This window comes from Curtobacterium sp. Leaf154 (assembly GCF_001424595.1).
GTDB lineage: Bacteria > Actinomycetota > Actinomycetes > Actinomycetales > Microbacteriaceae > Curtobacterium > Curtobacterium poinsettiae.
In genome coordinates this window covers 159,003-177,250 of the sequence record NZ_LMOS01000008.1, presented here as the reverse complement: position 1 = coordinate 177,250, position 18,248 = coordinate 159,003, and the positions used below count along the sequence as shown (strand labels likewise).

At 70.2% G+C, this 18,248-nt stretch carries 15 protein-coding genes; 7 read left to right on the top strand and 8 right to left on the bottom strand.

The window, feature by feature from the left end; genetic code table 11:
• Window positions 1-113 precede the first annotated feature (113 nt).
• Window positions 114-1,079: a 2,3,4,5-tetrahydropyridine-2,6-dicarboxylate N-succinyltransferase gene (dapD, locus tag ASF75_RS15920; RefSeq protein ID WP_017887057.1), complete on the top strand. Its 966-nt coding sequence runs from the start codon at window positions 114-116 to the stop codon at window positions 1,077-1,079.
• 682 nt (window positions 1,080-1,761) lie between these two features.
• Here dapD and ASF75_RS15915 read toward each other — a convergent pair.
• The 7 genes from ASF75_RS15915 to typA all read right to left on the bottom strand — a co-directional run bounded on the left by ASF75_RS15915 (window position 1,762) and on the right by typA (window position 9,794).
• Complete coding sequence (locus tag ASF75_RS15915) at window positions 1,762-3,060, bottom strand: citrate synthase (protein WP_017887058.1); 1,299 nt, start codon at window positions 3,058-3,060, stop codon at window positions 1,762-1,764.
• Between the two features lie 164 nt (window positions 3,061-3,224).
• Complete coding sequence (gene dapC / locus ASF75_RS15910; protein WP_056072952.1) at window positions 3,225-4,343, bottom strand: succinyldiaminopimelate transaminase; 1,119 nt, start codon at window positions 4,341-4,343, stop codon at window positions 3,225-3,227.
• Between the two features lie 11 nt (window positions 4,344-4,354).
• Window positions 4,355-4,672: a ferredoxin gene (gene fdxA / locus ASF75_RS15905; RefSeq protein ID WP_017887060.1), complete on the bottom strand. Its 318-nt coding sequence runs from the start codon at window positions 4,670-4,672 to the stop codon at window positions 4,355-4,357.
• A gap of 35 nt (window positions 4,673-4,707) precedes the next feature.
• Window positions 4,708-5,892, bottom strand: a complete 1,185-nt coding sequence (locus tag ASF75_RS15900; RefSeq protein WP_056072949.1) for a PIG-L family deacetylase — start codon at window positions 5,890-5,892, stop codon at window positions 4,708-4,710.
• Between the two features lie 19 nt (window positions 5,893-5,911).
• Window positions 5,912-6,460, bottom strand: a complete 549-nt coding sequence (locus ASF75_RS15895; protein ID WP_056072946.1) for a hypothetical protein — start codon at window positions 6,458-6,460, stop codon at window positions 5,912-5,914.
• A gap of 117 nt (window positions 6,461-6,577) precedes the next feature.
• Window positions 6,578-7,771: an amidohydrolase gene (locus ASF75_RS15890; RefSeq protein ID WP_031259685.1), complete on the bottom strand. Its 1,194-nt coding sequence runs from the start codon at window positions 7,769-7,771 to the stop codon at window positions 6,578-6,580.
• Between the two features lie 100 nt (window positions 7,772-7,871).
• On the bottom strand, window positions 7,872-9,794 hold the full coding sequence (typA, locus tag ASF75_RS15885) for a translational GTPase TypA (protein ID WP_017887064.1): 1,923 nt from the start codon (window positions 9,792-9,794) through the stop codon (window positions 7,872-7,874).
• 121 nt (window positions 9,795-9,915) lie between these two features.
• On the opposite strand from typA, the gene ASF75_RS15880 reads away from it, so the two are divergent.
• The 3 genes from ASF75_RS15880 (at window position 9,916) to ASF75_RS15870 (ending at window position 12,034) form a co-directional block, all read left to right on the top strand.
• On the top strand, window positions 9,916-10,665 hold the full coding sequence (locus ASF75_RS15880; protein WP_056072944.1) for a CPBP family intramembrane glutamic endopeptidase: 750 nt from the start codon (window positions 9,916-9,918) through the stop codon (window positions 10,663-10,665).
• 145 nt (window positions 10,666-10,810) lie between these two features.
• Entirely contained in the window at window positions 10,811-11,290 is a 480-nt protein-coding gene (locus ASF75_RS15875) for a peroxiredoxin (RefSeq protein ID WP_042539357.1), read from the top strand.
• Between the two features lie 192 nt (window positions 11,291-11,482).
• Window positions 11,483-12,034 (top strand): PH domain-containing protein, encoded by a 552-nt coding sequence (locus ASF75_RS15870; protein ID WP_056072941.1) that lies wholly within the window; start codon window positions 11,483-11,485, stop codon window positions 12,032-12,034.
• A gap of 85 nt (window positions 12,035-12,119) precedes the next feature.
• Here ASF75_RS15870 and ASF75_RS15865 read toward each other — a convergent pair whose 3' ends face one another.
• Window positions 12,120-13,838: an ABC transporter family substrate-binding protein gene (locus ASF75_RS15865; RefSeq protein WP_017887069.1), complete on the bottom strand. Its 1,719-nt coding sequence runs from the start codon at window positions 13,836-13,838 to the stop codon at window positions 12,120-12,122.
• Window positions 13,839-14,093: 255 nt separating this feature from the next.
• Between ASF75_RS15865 and ASF75_RS15860 the strand changes: the two genes are divergently transcribed.
• From ASF75_RS15860 to ASF75_RS15850, 3 genes are read left to right on the top strand one after another with little or no spacing between them, the layout of a single operon-like run.
• The gene (locus ASF75_RS15860) at window positions 14,094-15,074 is read left to right on the top strand and encodes an ABC transporter permease (RefSeq protein WP_056072938.1); all 981 of its coding nucleotides are present in this window, start codon (window positions 14,094-14,096) and stop codon (window positions 15,072-15,074) included.
• Between the two features lie 3 nt (window positions 15,075-15,077).
• Complete coding sequence (locus ASF75_RS15855; protein WP_017887071.1) at window positions 15,078-16,016, top strand: ABC transporter permease; 939 nt, start codon at window positions 15,078-15,080, stop codon at window positions 16,014-16,016.
• Entirely contained in the window at window positions 16,009-18,153 is a 2,145-nt protein-coding gene (locus ASF75_RS15850) for an ABC transporter ATP-binding protein (protein ID WP_056072935.1), read from the top strand. Before ASF75_RS15855 ends, ASF75_RS15850 begins: the two co-directional genes overlap by 8 nt.
• Window positions 18,154-18,248 lie beyond the last annotated feature (95 nt).

Below are 18,248 nucleotides of genomic sequence, written 5' to 3'. Positions count from 1 at the left end.
AGCCTACCCGCCGACCCTCGCACGGCCCCGGCCGTCCGGCTGGACGGGATCCCCGCCGCCCCGGCGGTCCGGCCGGACGGTGCCCTCCGACGGCCGCTCGGTACCCTGGAGCCGTGACCGACACGACTGCCTCCGACCGCCCGACCCACGCCTGGGGCCACGGCCTCGCGACGATCGCCGCCGACGGCACGACGCTCGACACGTGGTACCCGGAGACCCACCTCGGCGCCCTGCCCGCCGACGCCGTGTTCCCCGCCGAGCTGCAGGCGCACGTCGGGGACGACCCCCGCCGCGAGGTCCGGATCGAGGCCGTCACCACCGAGATCACGATCGACGCGAGCCCGACGAGCACCCCGGACGCGTACCTCCGCCTGCACCTGCTGAGCCACCTGCACGTCCGCCCGAACGAGGTCTCCCTGGACGGCGTCTTCGGCCACCTGCCGATCGTCGCGTGGACGAACGCCGGCCCCGTGCACCCCGAGTCGCTGACGCGCCTGCGCCCCGCGCTGCAGCGCGCCGGCATCGCCGTGCACGGCATCGACAAGTTCCCGCGCCTGCTCGACTACGTCGTGCCGGACCGCGTCCGGATCGCCGACGCGAGCCGCGTCCGCCTCGGCGCACACCTGGCACCGGGCACGACCGTCATGCACGAGGGCTTCGTCAACTTCAACGCGGGCACCCTCGGTGACGCCATGATCGAGGGCCGCGTCTCGCAGGGCGTCGTCGTCGGGCACGGCACCGACGTCGGCGGCGGCTCCTCGATCATGGGCACCCTGTCTGGCGGCGGCACACACCGTGTCTCCCTCGGCGAACGTGCGCTCCTCGGCGCGAACGCGGGCCTCGGCATCTCGCTCGGTGACGACTCCGTCGTCGAGGCCGGCCTCTACGTGACGGCCGGCACGAAGGTGGTCCTCGTCGGTGCGGCCCCGAACCCCGACGGCACCCCGAAGACCGTCAAGGCCGCCGAGCTCTCCGGCACCCCGAACATCCTGTTCCGCCGCAACAGCGTCAGCGGCGCCGTCGAAGCCCTGCAGCGCAAGGGCGAGGGCATCCAGCTGAACACCGCGCTGCACGCGTAGCGCCCGCCCCGGCGAGTGGTCACAACACGCCGTCCGCGTGCGCCGAGGGCGCACGAACCGTCGTTTCGACGCCCGCCGGACGACCGTTCGCGACCACTCGGCGCAGGTGAGCGGCGCGTCCCACGATCGCGCACCCACCGACGCACCCGCCTGGAGGCCCGGAGCCGGCCCACGAGACCGGCACCGGGCCTCCAGGTCGTCGCCTCCAGTGCCCCGCGAGTGGTCACAACACGCCGTCCGCGTGCGCCGAGGGCGCACGAACCGTCGTTTCGATGCCCGCCGGACGACCGTTCGCGACCACCCGGCGCAGGTGAGCGGCGCGTCCCACGGTCGCCCACCCACCGACGCACGCACAGGAGGCCCGGAGCCGGCCCACGAGACCGGCACCGGGCCTCCATGCCCTCCCGTCCAGCGCTCCCCCGCCCCGCCCCGCGAGCGGGCGAAATGCCGCGGTGCGCGGTCGGTTCCACCGTGGCATTCCGCCCGTTCGATCCGCAGCAGCGCACCCCGCCAACCCTCCGGCCCCTCCCCCGGCTCGACCCGACACAACGCGACGAGCGGGCGGAATGCCGGCGTGCGCCCGCCGCGCGACCCGGGTGTTCCGCCCGCTCGATGCGGCGGCGGGCGCAGACACACGAACGCCCCGCACCACGGAACCGTGGGGCGGGGCGTTCGGAGTCGGTCAGCGCTCGGGGACGTCGCGCTCGGGCGCACCCACGTAGAGCTGCTGCGGGCGACCGATCTTGTTGAGCGGGTCGTTGTTCAGCTCGCGCCACTGGGCGATCCAGCCCGGCAGACGACCGATCGCGAACAGGACGGTGAACATCCGCGGCGGGAAGCCCATCGCCTTGTAGATGATGCCGGTGTAGAAGTCGACGTTCGGGTAGAGCTTGCGGCTGACGAAGTACTCGTCCTCGAGTGCGATCTGCTCGAGCTCCATCGCGATGTCGAGCAGGTCGTCCTGCACGCCGAGGGACTCGAGGACCTCGTGCGCGGACTCCTTGACGAGCTTGGCGCGCGGGTCGTAGTTCTTGTAGACGCGGTGCCCGAAGCCCATGAGCTTGACACCCTGCTCCTTGTTCTTCACCCGCTCGACGAACCGCGTGACGGGCTCGCCCGAGTCCTTGATCTGCTGGAGCATCTCGAGCACGGCTTCGTTCGCGCCGCCGTGCAGCGGGCCGTACAGGGCGTTGATGCCGGCCGAGATCGAGGCGAACATGTTCGCCTTCGTCGAGCCCACCATGCGCACCGTCGAGGTCGAGGCGTTCTGCTCGTGGTCCTCGTGCAGGATGAGGAGCCGCTCGAGCGCCTTGGAGAGCACCGGGTTCGGCTTGTAGGTCTCGGCCATGGTGCCGAAGTTCAGCCGAAGGAAGTTGTCGACGAACGACAGCGAGTTGTCCGGGTACAGGAACGCCTGCCCGATGGCCTTCTTGTGGGCGTAGGCCGCGATGACCGGGAGCTTGGCGAGGAGCCGGACGGTCTGCAGCTCGACCTTCTCGGGGTCGTCGACGTCCATGTCGTCCTCGTAGTACGTGGACAGGGCGCTCACGGCGCTCGACAGCACCGACATCGGGTGCGCCGAGTGCGGCAGGGCGTCGAACAGGCGACGGAGGTCCTCGTGCAGCAGGGTGTGCCGACGGATGCGGGCGTCGAACTGCTCGAGCTCGGTGGGGGTCGGCAGCTCGCCGTAGATCAGGAGCCACGCGACCTCGAGGAAGGTGCAGTTCGCGGCGATCTGGTCGATCGGGTACCCGCGGTAGCGCAGGATCCCCTGGTCGCCGTCGATGTAGGTGATCGCGCTCTTCGTCGCACCGGTGTTCACGAACCCGTAGTCGAGCGTGTTCATCCCGGTCTGCTTCTTGAAGGTCGAGATGTCGATCGCGGACGCGCCGTCGACGCTCTGCAGGATCGGGAACTCCGCCGTGCCACCCGGGAACGTCAGCGTCGCGGTCGCGCCCTGCTGTTCGGCGGCGGGACTCACGGGGACGGGCGTGGTGGGCGGTGTGGCCGTCTTCTGAGCATCATTGGCAGTGTCAGTCACGAGGACAGCCTAATCGCGGCTCCTGTCGGTCGTGCACACATCCCAGGTGACGATTTGGTGGTTCCCAGGGATTGCGGGCGCCGGCGGGAGTGCTCGTGTCCGTGCTACGCGGTGCCGAGGCGCCGGCTGCTCGCCAGTCGCTGGGAGGCTGCGGCGATCCGTTCGTCGGTCGACGTCAGGGCCACGCGGACGTGTTCGCCCCCGGCTGCACCGTAGAACGTGCCCGGTGCGACGAGGATCCCGCGGTCGGCGAGCCAGGCGACGGTGTCGAGCGCCGGCTCGCCGCGGGTCGCCCAGAGGTAGAGCCCGGCTTCGCTGTGGTCGATGCGGAAGCCCGCGCCCTCGAGTGCCTGCCGGAGCATGTTCCGACGGGCACGGTAGCGGGCCTTCTGCTGCTGCACGTGGGACTCGTCCTGCAGGGCGACGACCATGGCCTGCTGCACGGGCAACGGTGGCATCAGCCCGGCGTGCTTGCGGACGGCCAGCACGTCGGCCAGGATCGCGGCGTCACCGGCGACGAAGGCCGCACGGTAGCCGGCGAGGTTCGACTGCTTCGACAGCGAGTACACGCTGAGCACGCCGTCGAGCGAGTCACCGACGACCCGGGGGTCGAGGATCGTGGGGGTCGGGGTGGTGGCGTACTCCGGGTCCCAGCCGAGCTCGGCGTAGCACTCGTCACCGACGATGACGGCCCCGAGCCCGCGGGCGCGCACCACGGCGGCACGGAGCTCGTCGATGGTGAGCACGCGGCCGTCCGGGTTGCCCGGGGAGTTCAGCCAGACGAGCTTCGTGGTGGACGGCCACTCGGCGGGGTCGTCCGAGGCCAGGGCATCGGCCCGGACCAGCGCGGCACCGAGCTCGTACGTGGGGTACGCCGCTGCCGGGAACACCACGGTGTCGCCGGGGCCGATGCCGAGCCAGAGCGCCAGGCCCGCGATGAACTCCTTGGAGCCGATCGTCGGCAGCGCGTTCGCCTCGGTCAGGGCGACACCGTGCCGGCGGCCGTACCAGTCGGCGATGGCCTGCCGGAGCGCCGGGGTGCCGGCGACCTGCGGGTAGGCGTGCGCGTCGGTGGCGGTGGCCAGGGCGGTGCGGACGACCTCGGGCGTGGGGTCGACGGGCGAGCCGACGCTGAGGTCGACGATCCCGCCCTCGTACGCCGCGGCGCGCTGCTTGAACGGGACGAGCTGGTCCCAGGGGAAGTCGGGGAGGTCGAGCGCCACGAGGGGTCCGGTCAGCCGCGGACGGGCTCGGCAGCGACGACGGGGTGGTCCTTGTGGATCACGCCGACCTTCGCAGCGCCACCGGGCGACCCGACCTCGTCGAAGAACTCGACGTTGGCCTTGTAGTAGTCGGCCCACTGGTCGGGCAGGTCGTCCTCGTAGTAGATGGCCTCGACGGGGCAGACCGGCTCACACGCACCGCAGTCGACGCACTCGTCGGGGTGGATGTACAGCGAGCGGTCACCCTCGTAGATGCAGTCGACCGGGCATTCGTCGATGCAGGCGCGGTCCTTGACGTCGACACACGGCTGGGCGATCACGTAGGTCACGGTTCGGGTGCTCCCTTCGACGAGCGGGTTCGAGTCTACTCGTGGCGCGCGGCCGTCCGGGACCGCAGCCCCGACAGGTCCGGCCACGCGAGGACGAGGGCGGTGATGGCCGCGGGGGCGAAGGTCCACACGTACCCGGCCGCGTTGGCGAGGACGAGCGGCGAGCTCTCGCCACCGACCGACACGAGCACCTGCGTCGCGACGAGGATGCCGATGCCGATCTCGGCGACCATCGTCCGCGAGCGGTAGACGAGCCGCACGCCCACGGTCAGGCCGAGCACGATGAGGGTGGTGACGACGAGTCCGACCGGGAACGCGCCGAGCGTCTGCTGGTGCGTCACCGTGCCGAGGCCGCCGGCGAGCAGCCCGACCAGCAGCGACACCACGACCGCCGCGGCCTTGCCCTGACCGGACATCTCGCCGTAGGTCTGCGGCGCCCCCGGCTGCGGGGCCGCGTCGTGCCGGAACGCCTCCACCGCAGGGGCGTGCTGTCGGACGCCGTGCGGCATCACCCACGACAGCGCGGCCGGGTCGGCGGGGTCGACGGGGTCGACGGCGACCTGGGAGCGGTACTGCTCGACGGCCGCCCGCACCTTGGCCCGGACCGGCAGGACGTCGACGGTGACGTCGGCCTGCCCACTGTCGGGGTCGACGATCATCGAGAACGGGACCTCTTCGGCACGGGCCGCGTACTGCGCCGCGTGGTGCATCCGCACGTGGTCGGGGTGTCCGTAGCCGCCGTCGTCGGCGTAGCTGATCACCGCGTCGGCTCCGGTGGAACGGATGGCGGCGCGCACGTCGTCGACCACCTCGCCCAGGTCGGCCGCGGTCAGCGAGTCGGCCGGGGCGTCGGCCGCAGCGGTGGCCCGGCCGTCCGGGCCCCACTGCATGCCGGAGTCGACGTACCGACGCTCGGGCAGGTCGGTCGGCCGCGCGCCGCGCCCACCGAGCCACAGGTGCTGCGGCCCGCCGAGGGCGGCGAGGGCCGCGGCGATCTCGGTCTCCCGGTGCCGCGCCACCCGCGCGGGGTCGCCCGCGAGCGGAGCCAGCTGCTCCGTGAGCATCTCGCCGCGCTCGCCCCGGGTCGCGGTGAGCACGGTCACCTCGGCACCGCGCTCGAGCAGGGTGGCGATGGTCCCACCCGACGAGAGCGTCTCGTCGTCGGGGTGGGCGTGCACGATCAGGACGCGCTCCGGGCGCGTGGAGGGGGCCTTGGACATCGTCCCCAAGGGTACGGGACTAGCGGGGCGTGACGATGTAGGTCGCCGTGACGCCACCGCTGTCCTTGCCGTCCGAGAACGTCAGCACGACACGGTAGCCGCCGCTCCGGAACATGCCGAACGCGCTGGACGAGTCCGCGCGCTTCGCCGACTCGGTGTACCCGGCATCCGTGAGCTGCTGCGCGGCCGTCCGGAAGTCGTCGACGGAGGCCGCCCGGACCTGGGCGACCCACCCGGAGCCGTTCGGTCCGGCTCCCCCGCCCAGCACCGTGCCGTCGACGAGCGGGACGTCGGCCGACGGGAACCCGTCCGGCACCTTGCCGTCGGAGGTCACGTCGGCGCCCTTGAGCGCCGTGTCGAGCGCGCCGTCGATGCCACCGGCGACCGAGGACATGCCGTCCTGGATCGCCTTGCCGTCGATGCCGGCGACCCCGTCGGCCACGTTCGACGCGACGGAGGACCCGAGGTCGGTGGCCTGCTGCACGGCCTCGGTCGAGCAGCCGGTGAGTCCGGCCAGGGCGATGCCGGCAGCGACGGCGGCGATCAGCGGGGTACGGAGGGAACGCATGGCGTGACCGTAACGGACGAGCCGGGAGGCGCGGCGCGAGTTGGCTGTGAACGTGCCGTCCCCGGGGCGGTCACCTGCGCGGCGGGGCCGCCCCGGGCCTCCGTGCCGACGGACGGTTCAGGCGACGTAGGCGCGCGTCGCAGCCACCAGGGCGTCGACACCCACCGGGATCGCCGTCTCGGCCTGCGGCGCGTAGAACGGCGAGTGGTTGCTCGGGATCTCCTCGCCACGGCGGAAGCGCTCCGGGTCGGTGATGCCCGTGAACCAGTACACGAGCGGCGCGCCAGCGGCGGTGGCCAGCTGTCCGACGTCCTCCGACGCCATGGCGAGCCCGATCTCCAGGTCGCGAGCACCCGGCACCTCGGCGCGGATGGCGTCGAGCACGGTGGCGGCGGCCTCGGCGTCGTTCACGGTGACCTCGGCACCCGGAGCCCGCACGATCGTCGGCTCGGACAGCCCACCGGCCGCGCTCTCGGCACGGACGATGCGTTCGATCGAGGCGATGATGCGCTGGCGGGTCTCCTCGTTGCGGGCACGGGTCGAGATCTCGATCACGGCCTCGTCGGGGATGATGTTCGCCCGTGTGCCGGCGTGGAAGCTGCCGACGGTGACGACACCCGCGTCGCTCGGCGAGACCTCGCGCGCGACGACGGTCTGCAATCGCACGACGGCCGACGCCGCGGTGACGACCGGGTCGAGCGAGGCCTGCGGCGCCGAGCCGTGCGCCCCACGGCCGTTGAACGTCACCGTCAGCCGGTCGCTCGACGCCATCACCGGGCCGGTGCCGACGGCGACGATGCCGACCGGTGCGGGCGCGGAGTGCTGCCCGAGCACGACGTCCGGCTTCGGGAACCGCTCGACCAGGCCGTCCTCGACCATCGCGCGTGCGCCGGAGATGACCTCTTCAGCAGGCTGGAAGACGGCGACGACCGTGCCGCGCCAGTCCCCCGTGGTCGCGACGAGGCGCTCGAGGGTGCCGAGCAGCCACGTGACGTGGATGTCGTGGCCGCAGGCGTGCATGGTCGGGACGTCCCGGCCCTCGTCGTCGGTGCCGACGTGCTCGCTGGCGTACGACAGGCCGGTGCGCTCCTGCACCGGCAGGCCGTCCATGTCGGCGCGGAGCCACACCACGGGGCCCTCGCCGTTCGCGACGACACCGACGACGCCGGTGCCGCCGACGCCCGTCGTCACGTCGATCCCCCCGATCTCGGCGAGCTTCGCGGCGATGACACCGGCGGTGCGGTGCTCCTGGAAGCCGAGCTCCGGGTGGGCGTGCAGGTCCTGGTAGATCGAGAGCAGGTCGAGAGTCACGCTGACCACGGTACAACCGCGAACGGCCCGACCACCTGTTGCAGGTGACCGGGCCGTCGGACGGAGGACGGGCCTCCGAGGGTGTTGCTCGTGCTGGTGCTTACGCGTCCTGGCGCTTCAGGCGGGCGTACGAGCGCTGGCGGGCCTGCGCGTCGAGCTCCACCTTGCGGATGCGGACGACGGCCGGGGTGACCTCGACGCACTCGTCCTCGCGCGCGAACTCCAGGCACTCCTCGAGCGAGAGCTGGCGCGACGGCGTCATCGACTCGAAGGAGTCGGCGTTCGCCGAACGCATGTTCGTGAGCTTCTTCTCCTTCGTGATGTTGACGTCCATGTCGTCGGCGCGCGAGTTCTCGCCGATGACCATGCCCTCGTAGACCTCTTCGGTCGGGTTGACGAAGAAGGTCATCCGCTCCTGGAGGTTCGTGATGGCGAACGGCGTGACGACACCCGAGCGGTCGGAGACGATCGAGCCGTTGATGCGGGTCTGGATCGGGCCGGCCCACTCGTCGTAGCCGTGCGAGATCGCGTTGGCGATGCCGGTGCCGCGGGTCTCGGTCAGGAACGACGTGCGGAAGCCGATCAGGCCACGCGACGGGACGATGAACTCCATGCGCACCCAGCCGGTGCCGTGGTTCGTCATGTTCTCCATGCGACCCTTGCGAGCGGCCATGAGCTGCGTGATCGCGCCGAGGTACTCCTCCGGCGTGTCGATCGTCATGTGCTCGTACGGCTCCTGCAGCTTGCCGTTCTCGTCACGCTTGGTGACGACCTGCGGCTTGCCGACGGTGAGCTCGAAGCCCTCACGACGCATCTGCTCGACGAGGATGGCCAGTGCGAGCTCGCCGCGACCCTGGACCTCCCACGCGTCCGGACGACCGATGTCGAGGACCTTGAGCGAGACGTTGCCGATGAGCTCGCGGTCGAGGCGCTCCTTGACCATGCGGGCGGTCAGCTTGTGGCCCTTGACCTTGCCGACGAGCGGGCTGGTGTTCGTGCCGATCGTCATCGAGATCGCCGGGTCATCGACCGTGATGGTCGGCAGCGGGCGGACGTCCTCGGGGTCGGACAGGGTCTCACCGATGGTGATCGTGTCGAACCCGGCGACGGCGACGATGTCACCGGGGCCGGCCGACTCGGCCGGGTAGCGCTCGAGCGCCTTGGTGATGAGGAGCTCGGTGATGCGGGCGTTGACGACGGTGCCGTCGTGCTTGACCCACGCGACCGTCTGGCCCTTCTTCATCGTGCCGTGGAAGATGCGCAGCAGCGCGAGACGACCGAGGAACGGCGACGCGTCGAGGTTGGTGACGTGGGCCTGCAGCGGGTGCTGGTCGTCGTACTTCGGCGCCGGGACGTGCTGCAGGATGGCCTCGAACAGGGGCTCGAGGTCGTCGTTGTCGGGCAGCTCGCCGTCGTTCGGCTTGTTGCGCGACGCGGCACCGTTGCGGCCCGAGGCGTAGACCACCGGGACGTCGAGGATCGCGTCGAGGTCGAGGTCGTCGACCTCGTCCGACAGGTCGGAGGCCAGGCCGAGCAGCAGGTCCTGCGACTCGGAGACGACCTCGTCGATGCGGGAGTCGGGGCGGTCCGTCTTGTTGACGAGCAGGATCACCGGGAGCTTCGCGGCGAGCGCCTTGCGGAGCACGAAGCGGGTCTGGGGCAGCGGGCCCTCGGACGCGTCGACCAGCAGGACGACACCGTCGACCATGGACAGACCGCGCTCGACCTCGCCACCGAAGTCGGCGTGACCCGGGGTGTCGATCACGTTGATGGTGATCGGGCCGTCCGAGCCGAACTCGGTCGCGTGCTTGCCGTTGTAGAGCACCGACGTGTTCTTCGCGAGGATCGTGATGCCCTTCTCGCGCTCGAGGTCGTTCGAGTCCATCATGCGGTCTTCGCCCTCGAAGTGGGCGTCGAACGAGTTGGTCTGCGTGAGCATCGCGTCGACGAGGGTGGTCTTGCCGTGGTCGACGTGTGCCACGATGGCGACGTTGCGCAGGTCGGACCGGGTGGCGAGCGCCATACAGGACATCCTTCAATTTCTGGGAGAGTGTCGGGCCAGTGTCTTCACAGCACCGCACCCGCGGGCAGAACGCCCGACACGCCAGTCTACCGGTAGTTCGCAACAGACAGGAGTACTGACGATGAGCCGTCGGCGAACGTGGGTCGAGATCACCATCGTCCTGCTGCTCTCGCTCGGCGCCAGCGCCCTGTACTCGATCCTGCAGATCATCGACGACCTGTCGCAGACGACGCCGCCCGGCGAGCAGTCGACGGCCCTGAACACCTCGTCGACGACGGTGCAGTACGTCGACCTCGCCCGGCAGCTCCTGGGCATCGCGGTGGACCTGGCCCCGGTGGCACTCGTCTGCTACCTGCTGTGGAGCACCTCGCGACCGCACCTCGGCCGGCTCGGCATCGACCGGTTCCGGGCGAAGCCGGACCTGGGCGGCCCGGCCCTGATCGCGCTCTGCATCGGGATCCCGGGGCTCGCGCTGTACTTCGCCGGACGTGCGCTCGGCATCACGGTCGCCGTCGACCCCGCCGCACTGAACTCGTACTGGTGGACGATCCCGGTCCTGCTGCTGTCCGCGATCCGCTCGGGGCTGCAGGAGGAGGTGATCGTGATCGGGTACCTCTACGCCCGGCTCGGGGACCTCGGGTGGGGCCGCTGGCAGATGATCCTGTCGACCGCACTGCTGCGTGGCAGCTACCACCTGTACCAGGGCTTCGGGGCGTTCATCGGCAACGCGGTGATGGGCGTCGTGTTCGGCTGGATCTACACGAAGTGGGGTCGGCTGCTGCCGCTCGTGATCACGCACGCCCTGCTCGACGCGGTGGTCTTCGTCGGGTACCCCTGGGTGGCGCACGCGTTCCCGCAGTTGTTCGCGTAGGCCGCGGGGCCGCTGGCGGAACGCCGCGTCGCGGGGCCGCCGGCTCGCTGTCCCGTCGGCCGTTCAGCGCGCCACCGGGCGCATCCACAGCCCCAGCACAGCGCGCCGAGGTCCGAGGGCCGAACCGCAGCCCTACGGTGAGCGCATGAGCATCCCCGCGATCGGCGAGTCCGCACCGTCGTTCACCCTGCCGGGGATGGTCGTGCGCCGTGGCGTCCGCTCCGACGACGAGTACGACCTGTCCGCCGAGATCGGCCGGACGGTCGTGCTGGCCTTCTACCCGGGCGACGCGACGGCGGTCTGCACGGCCCAGCTCTGCAGCTACCAGGCCGAACTCGACGAGTTCACCGACCTCGGTGCCACGGTGTGGGGCATCAGCCCCCAGGCGCTCGACTCGCACGAGGAGTTCGCCCGCGGCTCCTCGCTCGCGTTCCCCCTGCTCAGCGACACCGCGGGCTCGGTCATCCGCGCCTACGGCGTCCAGGCACCGGGGATCGGCCTGCGACGATCCGTGTTCGTGATCGGCCCCGACGGCGTGCTCCGATGGCGCCACATCGGCCTGGTCGGCCTGCGGTTCCCGAAGGCCGAGACGATCCGCGAACAGATCGAACTGCTCGTTTCGTAGCCCCGGCGTGGGAGTCCGCTGAACTCGTCGAAACGGGGTGTTGACACCCCAACCGGGGGCGACGACCATGGACGGCACGAGGGTCCGTCAAGGATCTGCCTCCCCGGGGAATCGGGTCGTCCGGAGATACGCGCCGGTGTGTCACACCCGCTCCCCGGGCGTCTCCGGGGAGGCATCTCGTACCCTCGTCCGGTGCACACCACCATCGTCGCCCCGGGCCTGCGCGCCCTCGCCCTCGTCCTCTGGGTCGTGGCCGTCGTGCTCGTCCCGCTGGCCCTGATCGGCGGCGGAACCCCGTGGCTCGTGCCGATCCCGAGCATCGCCGTCGCCTTCGTCGCGTGGGCGGTGCTGTGGCGGCCGCGGTTCGAGCTGACGCCCGAGCACCTGCGCATCGTCGACGTCCGGCGCACCAGCACCTACACCTGGTCGCGCGTCAGCGAGGTGCGCACGAAGTACGGCATCGAGGTGGTCACCAGCGAGGGCGTCCGCCGCGTCTGGATCGCGACCCGCCCGACGGCGCGTCTCGCCGCGCACACCGGTGACCGGCCAGGAAGCCCGGATCGCCTGGACGTCGACGCTGCGGCCGCGCTGATGCTGACCCACGTGCCCGCTCCGGTGACGCAGGACGGCCCGCCCCCGTCGTCCGTGACGGCTGCGCCGATCACGCACCGCACCCACGGCTGGACGATCCTGGCGCTCGTGGTCCTCGGGTTCGCCGCGTCGCTCGCGGCGGCACAGTTCTGACTCGCCCGGACGCAGAACGACACCCCCGGCGTCGTGCGACGTCGGGGGTGTCGTTCGTGTGCGGTGTCGTTCTCGTGCGGTGTGGCTACTTCTTGTAGCCGACGTCCTGCCACTTGACCGACGACTGCTGGAACTGCGCCGGACCGTAGTTCACCAGGTCCTTGCGAACGCCCCAGGCGTACGGCTCGGCGAACAGCGGGATGGTGCCGGCGACCGCGACGATCTTCTTGCCGATGGCCTGCGCGTCCTTGATGCGGGCATCCGCGTCGAGTTCGCCGTTCGCCTTGTCCCAGGCGGCGCCGAGCGAGTCGTCCGTCACGCCGCTGTAGTTCTGGCCGGCGTCGGCGGGGTAGTAGATCGACTTCAGCGACGAGATCGGGAACGGGGTGCCCTGCCACGCGAAGTACGTGGCGTCGAAGTCACGCGTCGACGTGGTGACGTACTTCGTGAAGAAGTCGTCGGTCGGGACGGTGTCGATGGTGACCTTGAAGCCGGCGAGCTTCGTCTGCTGCTGCACGAGCTGCGCGACGTTCGCCGAGTTCGGGTTGTCCGAGGGGATCACGAAGCGGACGTCGAGTTCCTTGCCGCCCTTGGTCGCGTATCCGTCCGAACCGATCTTCCAGCCGGCGTCCTCGAGCTTCGACTTCGCCTTGTCCGTGCTGTAGCCGTAGACGCTCGACGCGTCGTCCTCGTAGCCCTGCTGACCGGGCAGGTAGACGAGGTTGTTGAGCACGTCGCCCGGGCTCTTCACCGGCGACAGGATCGCCTGGGCCACGACCTTGCGGTTGATGGCCTGTGCGAACGCCTGGCGCACGTCCTGGTCCTTGAAGACGTCCGAGGTGCCGTTCAGCGTGATCTGACGCTGCGTGGTGCCGAGCGAGCGCTCGATCTTCGAGTCGGACCGCGAGTTCGCCGTCTTGAGGTTGTCGGCGCTGCCGTTCAGGTTGAACGCGTCGAGCTCCTTGTTGCCGTACGCCTGGGCGACGCCGTCACGCGAGACCGTCTTGAAGACGATCGTGTCGAGCTTGCCCGGGTCGCCCCACCACTTGGAGTTCTTCTCGAAGGTCACGACGCCACCGTTGGCGTCGAAGGACTTCAGGATGTACGGACCACCGGAGACGTAGGTCTTGCCGTCGGCGGCGTACGGACCCTTGGCCCAGGCCTTGTTGAAGTGGTCCGGGGTGTCGACGGCCCAGTACGGGTAGATCGCGCCGAGGACGCTCGCCCAGTCGGCGTTGGTCTTCGAGAACGTCATGATGACGTCACGCTCGTCGGAGCCTTGCTTGACCGAGTCCACGTCCTCCCACACGTTGGTGGCGAGGGGCGCGAAGGCCTTGTTCGTGCCGTTCAGCGCCTTCCAGTTCGCGATGACGTCCTTTGCGCTGATCGGGGTGCCGTCCGACCAGACGGCCTTCGGGTTGATCTTGATCTCGACGGTCTGGGGCGAGTCCTTGGTCAGCTCGACGGAGGTCGCGTAGTCCTTGTTCGCCTCCCACTCGCCGTTCTCCTTGAACTGGATGAACCCCGGCAGGTAGGTCTGCGAGATCGTCGTGTCGTCGACCGTCCCCGAGTCAAGGTTGGCCAGCTGCCAGTTCGCCGGAGCTGTGTCGATCGGCAGGGTGATCGACCCGCCGTCCTTGACGTCGGCGCGGTCCGCGACGGTCCAGCCGGTCGACTTCAGTGACGACTCGGCGACCGCGGAGTTGTCGCCGCCCGCTTCTCCGCCGCCGGAGCAGCCCGCCAGCACGACGGCAGCTGCCGCAGCGGTGGCCAGGACCGCGATGCCCTTGATCCTCTTTCGCATGGCGAGGATTCCCTTTCGTTGTGGTTCGCGCAGTTCGCGCTGGACCGCGGCGGCCCCGCCGTCGCGTCTGTTGGTTGAGAACCCTAGCCACATCCGAAGGCTGCACAAGGGTCTCTGCGAGGAATCGAAACACGCTCGTAACGAATGTTGCATAACGTCACTTCCGTTGTCCCACCCCGCCGTCCGGACCGGCTAGCCTGTCGCCACCGACAACGCCGTCCGGACGGACGGCCGCACCCAGAGGTCACCAACCACATGCTCGCCTTCATCGCAAAGCGGATCGTCAACTACATCGTCCTGACGATCGTGGCGACCACGCTCGGGTACATCCTCGCCAGCACGACGCTCAACCCGGCCGCCCGGTTCCTCGGGCGCAACCCGGCCGTGCCGCAGGGCACCATCGACGCGTCGCTCCGCAAGCTCGGCGCCGATCCGAACACCCCCATCCTCGTCCGCACCTGGGACTGGTGGGTCGGCCTGGTCACGCACGGGTCGCTCGGCATGAGTTCGCGCGGCACCGAGGTGACGGCCGACATCATCGCCCGGTCCGGGACGAGCCTGCGGCTGCTCGTGATCGGCACGCTGCTCGGTGCGCTCTTCGGCGTGCTGCTCGGCGTCTGGAACGCGGTCCGGCAGTACAAGGTGTCCGACCAGGTCTCGACCTACGCGTCGTTCACGGTGCTCGCGACCCCGCCGTTCGTGATCGCGGTCGTGCTGATGATCCTGGCGACCTCCCTCAACCAGGGCGTCGGCGCACAGGTGATCAGCTTCACCGGTGAGTACACGCCGGGGGTGAGCGGGTTCTTCCCGGTGCTCGGCGACCGACTCGTGCACCTGTTGTTACCCACGGTCTCGCTGACGGTCGGCGCCGTCGCGTCGTACTCGCGCTACCAGCGCTCCGCGATGCTCGACGTCCTGTCGAACGACTTCATCCGGACCGCCCGGTCGAAGGGCCGCACGCGCGGATCGGCGATCATGCGCCACGGCGTGCGGGTCGCCCTCATCCCGATGTCGACCTTCTTCGCCTACTCGTTCGGGTTGATCCTGACGGGTGCGAGCATCACCGAGCTGGTCTTCAGCTGGCACGGCATGGGTGAGTACTTCATCCAGAGCATCACGAACAACGACATCAACGCGGCAGCGGGCACGATCCTCTTCACGGCGATCCTCGTGCTCATCGCAGGGACCCTCGCGGACCTGCTGTACGCCGCGCTCGACCCGCGAGTGAGGGTGTGACCCGTGTCTGTTCTCGACCCCACGACCACGACCACCGCCGGTGACCCCGGCGACGGCAACGCCGGGACGCCGGCGCACGTCATCGAGGTGAAGGGCGGCCGCACCCCGCTCTGGCGCAAGGTGTTCGGCACCTGGCGCGCGCGCATCGGCGGCGGTGCGCTGCTGCTCATCATCCTCTGGGCGTTCGTCGGCCCGCACCTGTACCACTGGAACGCCTCCGACTCCGACGGGCTCGCGTTCGGCATGCCGCCGAGCGCCGCGCACTGGTTCGGCACGAACGACATCGGCCAGGACATCTACGCGCAGACCCTGGTCGGCCTGCAGAAGTCGCTGCTCATCGGACTCATCGCCGGACCGGCCGCGACCCTCATCGCCGGCATCGTCGGCGCCGTCGCCGGGTACTTCGGTGGGTTCGTCGACCGTGCGCTCGTCTGGGGCATCGACCTGCTCCTGGTGATCCCGTCGTTCTACGCGCTCGTGCTCCTCAGCCCGCTGTTCAAGAACCTCAGCTGGCTCGCACTCATCGTGGGGCTGGCGATCTTCGGCTGGATGATCATGGCCCGGGTGATCCGGGGGCAGACGATGTCCCTGCGCGAGCGCGACTACGTCAAGGCCGCCCGGTTCATGGGTGTGCCCTCGTTCACCATCATCCGACGGCACATCCTGCCCAACGTGGCATCGCTGCTCATCATCGACGCGACGCTGGGTGTCGGGGCGATGATCCTCTCCGAGAGCGCCCTCAGCTACTTCGGCTTCGGCATCCAGATCCCCGACGTCTCGCTCGGCACCCTGCTCGCCGCCGGCAGCCAGTCGGCCGTCACCCGCCCGTGGCTCTTCGTCCTGCCCGCAGCGACCCTCGTCGCGACCGTGCTCTCGACCAGCCTGCTCGGCGACGCCCTGCGCGACGCCATCGACCCCACCTCCGGAGCCAACCGTGACTGAGCCGCTGCTCACCGTGTCCGACCTGTCGGTCACGTTCAACCCGAAGACCAAGCCCGTCTACGCGGTCCGGGGTGTCGACTACTCGGTCGCCCCCGGCGAGTTCCTCGGGATCGTCGGTGAATCGGGGTCCGGCAAGTCGGTGTCCTCGATGGCCGTGATGGGCCTGCTGCCGTCGTCCGCCCAGGTGCAGGGCAGCATCCGCTTCGACGGGCAGGAGCTCGTCGGCAAGAACGACCGTGAGATGTCGGCGCTGCGCGGTCGTGACATCGCGATGGTGTTCCAGGACCCGCTGTCCGCCCTGACGCCGGTGTACACGATCGGGCAGCAGATCGTCGAGGGCCTGCGCCTGCACGACCGGTCGCTGACCGCACACGCCGCGCGCACCCGCGCCGAGGAACTGCTGCGCATCGTCGGCATCCCGAACCCGGCGCGACGGCTCGACGCGTTCCCGCACGAGTTCTCCGGCGGCATGCGGCAGCGCGCGATGATCGCGATCGCCATCGCGAACGACCCGAAGCTGATCATCGCCGACGAGCCGACCACCGCCCTCGACGTAACGATCCAGGCGCAGATCCTCGACGTGCTGCAGACCGCGAAGGACATGACCGGTGCGGCCGTCGTGCTCATCACGCACGACCTGGGCGTCGTCGCCGGCAACGCCGACCGCGTCGCCGTGATGTACGCCGGCCGGATCGTCGAGACGGCACCGGTCCTGCCGCTGTTCCGCGAGCCGGTGATGCCGTACACGATCGGGCTGCTCCGCTCGATGCCGAACATGACCTCCGCCCGCACCGAGCGGCTCGTCCCGCTCGACGGCCGCCCGCCCCTGCTGACGCAGAAGCCGACGGGCTGCCCGTTCGCCGACCGCTGCCCGGCCGTCCTCGACGCCTGCCGCGACGGCGAACCCGCCCTCGTCGCGACGACGGTGCCGCAGAGCGCCGACAACCCGGTCATGACCGGCGCCGTGCAGACGATCGGCAACGGCACCTTGCTCGACGAGCACACCGCCGCGTGCATCCGCCGCGACGAGATCGCCGCGGGCACCCTCGAGCGCTCGGAGATCTTCCCCCGCCCCGAGGACGTCCCCGAGGCCAGCGTCGACCACGGCGACGACATCGTGCTCGAACTGGACGACGTGGTCAAGACGTTCCCGCTCACCAAGGGCGCACTGTTCCGCCGGCAGATCGGCGAGGTGCACGCGGTGGACGGCATCTCCCTGACGCTCAAGCGCGGGCAGGTGCTCGGCCTGGTCGGCGAGTCCGGCTGCGGCAAGACGACGACGATCATGGAGATCCTCGAACTCGCCGGCGCCCAGCACGGCACCATCCGGGTGAACGGCGTCGACACCGCCTCGCTCTCCAAGAAGGACCGTCTGGCCCTGCGCCGCGACATCCAGGTGGTCTTCCAGGACCCGATGGCGTCGATCGACCCGCGCCTCGACATCGGTTCGGTGATCGGCGAACCCCTCACGGTGCACGGCGTCGCGAAGGACGAGATCCGTCGGCGCGTGCGCGAGGTGCTCGAGCTGGTCGGCCTCGAGCCGACCTACATCGACCGGTACCCGCACGAGTTCTCGGGTGGCCAGCGGCAGCGCATCGGCATCGCCCGCGCGCTGATCGTGGAGCCGAAGATCCTGGTGCTCGACGAGCCGGTGTCCGCACTCGACGTCTCGGTGCAGGCAGGTGTGATCAACCTGCTCGAGGACCTCAAGCACCGTCTCGGCCTGTCCTACCTGTTCGTGGCGCACGACCTGTCCGTCGTCCGGCACATCGCCGACGACGTCGCCGTCATGTACCTCGGCCGCATCGTCGAGTACGGCGACGGGGACGCGGTCTTCTCGGACCCGCAGCACCCGTACACGCGGGCCCTGCTGTCGGCTGTCCCGGTGCCGGACCCGATGGCCGAGGCCGCCCGCGGGCGCATCCTGCTCGAGGGCGACCTGCCCTCCCCCACGGAGCGCATCGACGGCTGCCGGTTCCGCACGCGCTGCCCGCTCTACCAGCTCCTCGACGAGGGCCGGCAGGAGCAGTGCCGCACCATCGACCCGGGCCTCGAGCCCGTGCACGGCCGTGGCGTCGCCTGCATCCAGACCGACCAGGAGCACCTGCTCACCGAGCGGGTCGGCGCGGTCGTCTGACGACGCTGGTCACGTCGTGGACGTGACCAGCAGACGGACGGGAGGCCCGGTACCAGCTGGTACCGGGCCTCCCGTCCGTCGCGTGGTCGCGATCG